This window comes from Christensenella sp. (assembly GCF_034927525.1).
Taxonomy (GTDB): Bacteria; Bacillota; Clostridia; order Christensenellales; family Christensenellaceae; genus Christensenella.
In genome coordinates this window covers 1-4,248 of record NZ_JAYFPU010000289.1, presented here as the reverse complement: position 1 = coordinate 4,248, position 4,248 = coordinate 1, and the positions used below count along the sequence as shown (strand labels likewise).

Sequence of the window (4,248 nt, the reverse complement as noted above, 5' to 3'; positions counted from 1 at the left end):
ACAATCTCATAGCCGTAAATCTCATCCCGAGCAATAATTTCCAGCACGACCCCCTCTAACACCCCTTTGAGCATTTCGCTCAGGTTTTCCACTGCACACCTCCACAAAGCAGTATTTATATACGTAGTGGTACATAGTAATGTTTAGTACCTCTATATAATAATGCAGAGTAGCTTCGCTGTCAATAGAACAGCTGAAAATGTTTCCCCGCCAACCGAAACATAAAAGGCCCTGCCCGGCATCCTGTTCACCGGATACATAGAAAGCGTGGCTTTGTCAGCACCTCATACTTGGCCGGAAGTTGCGGGCTTTTAAGCGACCTGTTTAGCAGAAAGCTCATTTCGGTCTACAAGTCTACAATATTTTTTCGCTGTGGCTTGACAAGGTGACACGCGTGTCATATAATTTTGTTAACGACACGCGTGTCACCTTTATTTGGCGAGTCTTTAGTGAGGAGTATTTATATGGCACTGACTGCAAAAGGTATTGAGAAAAAAAAGTATATATTGGGGAAAGCTGCCGCCGTTTTTATAAGAGCGGGCTACACCTCTGTAACAATGAAAGATATTGTGGAAGAGTGTGATATAAGTCGAGGCGGGCTATACAAATATTATTCTTCAACCAAAGAAATATTTGAAGATATTTTATTCGCTGGAAAAGAAAACGATTATTTTATTTTTACGAAGGGCATGGAGAATGGAGTAAATGCCGTTAAAATACTTGCCGACTTTTTACAACAGCAAAGAAGCGAATTGCTGAATATTGAAAACACGATTAGAATAGCTGTATACGAGTTTTTTTTATCTCATAAAAACAATGTTCTGGATGACATGTTCAAGCGATACTATGCGGAAACAGTAGCTATTATTTCTCAAACGCTCCACTATGGGATTTCCAGAAACGAAATTCCCAAATTAACTTCCGACGATGTCGTGAAATATGCAAATCACATTATTATTTTATTAGAGGGATTAAATATATTGGCTTTAAGCAAACAAATGTCGCCTGAATTAATAGATGAGCAGTTAGACATGATCATTAAGAATTTGAGGTAATTTAAGAGGTTGAATTATGGATATTTTAGTTTTAGGTTTAGGGGTTATCGGCATGACATATGCTTACGCCTTACAAAAAGCGGGTCATAACGTTGAGCATTTTGTTAGAGAAAGCAAAAATGGTAAAGTAGGTTCAACAATAAATATAAAACTTCTTGATGGGCGAGAAAATTCAAAGGGCGTTAAAAAAACGGATTCCTATTCAATAAAACTCGCACATCCCGATAGCATCTATGACTTTATTATTGTAAGCGTCTCAATGGGGAAATTGGAACCGGCAATTCAAACTTTGTCTGAAAACAATATAAAAGGAACGCTCATTTTAATGTGCGGCATATGGGAAGACAAGGAGACTGTCAATAAAATAGCGGGGAGTTATTCGTACATCTTAGGTTATCCGGTTGCAGGCGGTACAATTACCAAAGATTTTTTGGATTGCGTTTTATTCGACCATATTATGCTTGAGAGACAGGAAAACGCAGCTATTTCAAATTACGCTACGCTTATTCAGGCATTCAATACCGCAAATATAAAAACAGAATGCCCCGACAGTACGCTTGAGTGGATATGGATTCATATGGCAATCAACGCGGCGGTAATCTCAACGGCGGCAAAATATGCCGGTTATAGCAATTCAGAGAAAGCCGCCGAATCTCTTATGAGCAGCGCAAGCGCATTGTCAGAGGCCGTTCTTGCGATACGTGAAACCATAAAGATTGTGGAAACAAGAGGCGTAGACCTAAAAAAATATAAAAGTGAACTCCTGCCGTACAAAATCCCATCTAAGATAGCCGGGTTAGCTATGAAAAAAATGTTTGCCAACAATGAACTTACTCGAAAAATCATGCAGCTTCACAGTAATGTTGATGACCTCATTTACGTCTGCAAAAGCGTCTATGATTGTGGTCAGCAACTAAAAGTGAAAGCCCCGTTGTTCTATAAAAACTATCAAGTTTGTTTAAGAAATTTGCAAATAACATAATCCCAATAAAGGGGATTGGTGGACGAAAAGATATTCTGACCGATTCCGCTCATGTGAAGGCCAGCGCCTCGGCAAAAGCCAATATCAAGGTTCAGGCAGAGCTTGAAACAACGGATTACATGGAGCGTCTGAACCGATATGAAGCGGTGATATGCAGACGGCTGGAGGGCAAGTCCCATCAAGCCGCAGCGTACAGGGTGCGCGAAAAAGGAAAGAGCACAGGTGTAATTACGTGGAGGGTGGTTGCCGCAAATGGAAATCATTGAATTTTTTAAGGCTATTATTTTAGGTGTTGTGGAAGGTGTTACGGAGTGGCTGCCGATCAGCAGCACAGGGCATATGCTTCTCCTGGATCAGTTTTTGACGTTGAATATGAGTGAAGCATTCAAAGCAATGTTCTTTGTCGTGATACAGCTTGGCGCTATCCTTTCTGTTATCGTAATGTTCTGGAATAAGATGTTCCCGTTCCAGTTCAGGGATAAATCACAGCTCATCATAAAAAGAGATACTTTCTCCCTATGGTTTAAGGTTGTCATTGCCTGCATACCCGGCGCTATTGTGACGCTTCTCTTTGACAATTATATCGAGGCGCATTTGCATACTCCCATTGTAATTGCAGCAGCATTGATTGTTTACGGCATCGCATTTATCCTGATTGAAAATTGGAACAAAAAGCGAGCACCCCGCATCCGGGAGCTGACCGATATTACCTATCAGACTGCCTTTGTGATCGGCTTGTTTCAGGTGTTATCCATCATACCGGGCACATCACGTTCGGGTGCGACCATTGTGGGGGCATTATTGATTGGTGTGTCCAGGGTGGCAGCGGCAGAGTTTACATTTTTCCTTGCCGTACCAGTTATGATAGGGTTAAGCGCGGTCAAAATACTGAAATTCGGCTTTATTTTTACAGGCACAGAGTTGCTTATATTGGCCACTGGTATGATTGTTGCATTTGTCGTATCTGTGCTTGTGATAAAATTCTTGATGAACTACATTAAAAAGCATGACTTTAAGGTGTTTGGATGGTATCGGATTATTCTTGGTGCTATTGTAATTATATACTTTATTTTTACATAGTGAATATGCAGAGACTGTATCTAAGCGAGTTTAGATATCGCTTTGATACAGTCTTTTTTATTGCCCATATAAATGCAAATCACTACTCTAATCTTGTTCTATTATGAGGACAATACTCTGCGGAGAGCGAGAACGACAAAGCTCCAATGCATTATTCGCTTTATTATTCAAGTTCAAATGCGCCCGTATACAACTGATAGTATTTTCCTCTTTCCTCAATAAGCTGTTCGTGGGTGCCCCGCTCGGTGATGCGGCCATCCTCCAATACCATAATGACGTTGGCATTCTGAACGGTTGACAGGCGATGGGCGATCACAAAAACCGTCCTGCCTTTCATCAGGGCGTCCATGCCCTTTTGGACGATAGCCTCGGTTCGGGTATCAATCGAGGAAGTGGCTTCGTCCAAAATCATGACGGGCGGATCGGCCACAGCAGCGCGGGCAATGGAAATGAGCTGCCGCTGCCCTTGGGAAAGACCACTGCCGTCGCCTTCCAGCACGGTGTGATACCCCTGCGGAAGCATACGGATAAAACCATCGGCGTTGGCGAGCTTGGCGGCTGCGATACACTCTTCATCCGTCGCGTCCAGCTCGCCGTAGCGGATATTGTCCATAACCGTCCCCGTAAACAGGTTCACGTCCTGTAAAACCATACCGAGCGAACGGCGAAGATCGGCCTTTTTTATCTTGTTGATGTTGATTCCGTCATACCGGATTTTTCCATCGGCAATATCGTAAAAACGGTTGATCAGATTAGTGATCGTCGTTTTTCCTGCGCCGGTCGCTCCGACAAATGCAACCTTTTGGCCGGGCTTAGCGTATAGCGTAATGTTGTGCAGAACGGTTTTGTTTTCTTCGTAGCCGAAGTCTACGTCTAAAAAGCGGATGTCCCCCTGGAGCGGCGTATAGGTTAGCGTCCCGTCGCTGTGCGGATGCTTCCATGCCCATGTATCCGTTCTTTCTTCACACTCCTTGACTTCGCCGTTTTCTATTTTTGCATTGACGAGCGTGACGTACCCGTTGTCCTGTTCGCTATCCTCATCCATCAGTTCAAAAATTCTGGACGCGCCGGCAAGCGCCATGACCACCATATTGAACTGCATGGAGACTTGGCCAATCGGATTAATAAAAG

General features: G+C 43.1%; 5 protein-coding genes and 1 pseudogene. 4 read left to right on the top strand and 2 right to left on the bottom strand.

Annotated features, from left to right (window positions below; genetic code table 11):
- A pseudogene (locus VB081_RS15060) lies at positions 1-92 on the bottom strand (PadR family transcriptional regulator); the annotation flags it as partial.
- Positions 93-464: 372 nt separating this feature from the next.
- Between VB081_RS15060 and VB081_RS11725 the strand changes: the two are divergent.
- Genes VB081_RS11725 through VB081_RS11710 form a run of 4 tightly spaced genes read left to right on the top strand, consistent with a single transcriptional unit; the run spans position 465 to position 3,117 of the window.
- The gene (locus tag VB081_RS11725; RefSeq protein WP_018307462.1) at positions 465-1,055 is read left to right on the top strand and encodes a TetR/AcrR family transcriptional regulator; all 591 of its coding nucleotides are present in this window, start codon (positions 465-467) and stop codon (positions 1,053-1,055) included.
- A 16-nt stretch (positions 1,056-1,071) separates the two neighbouring features.
- On the top strand, positions 1,072-2,037 hold the full coding sequence (locus VB081_RS11720; RefSeq protein WP_018307461.1) for a ketopantoate reductase family protein: 966 nt from the start codon (positions 1,072-1,074) through the stop codon (positions 2,035-2,037).
- A complete protein-coding gene (locus VB081_RS11715) occupies positions 2,010-2,303 on the top strand; it encodes a hypothetical protein (protein ID WP_170822280.1) in 294 nt (97 codons plus the stop codon). The genes VB081_RS11720 and VB081_RS11715 overlap by 28 nt, the downstream gene beginning before the upstream one ends.
- A complete protein-coding gene (locus tag VB081_RS11710; RefSeq protein ID WP_018307459.1) occupies positions 2,290-3,117 on the top strand; it encodes an undecaprenyl-diphosphate phosphatase in 828 nt (275 codons plus the stop codon). Before VB081_RS11715 ends, VB081_RS11710 begins: the two co-directional genes overlap by 14 nt.
- Before the next feature lie 163 nt (positions 3,118-3,280).
- On the opposite strand, the gene VB081_RS11705 is transcribed toward VB081_RS11710, so the two are convergent.
- Positions 3,281-4,248: ABC transporter ATP-binding protein (locus VB081_RS11705; protein WP_323400990.1), on the bottom strand; the 968-nt coding region annotated here is incomplete at its 5' end.

Bases quoted from the DNA above. Each gene is read 5' to 3' on its own strand.
- VB081_RS11725 (WP_018307462.1), top strand. From the start codon at position 465: ATGGCACTGACTGCAAAAGGTATTGAGAAAAAAAAGTATATATTGGGG.
- VB081_RS11720 (WP_018307461.1), top strand. From the start codon at position 1,072: ATGGATATTTTAGTTTTAGGTTTAGGGGTTATCGGCATGACATATGCT.
- VB081_RS11710 (WP_018307459.1), top strand. From the start codon at position 2,290: ATGGAAATCATTGAATTTTTTAAGGCTATTATTTTAGGTGTTGTGGAA.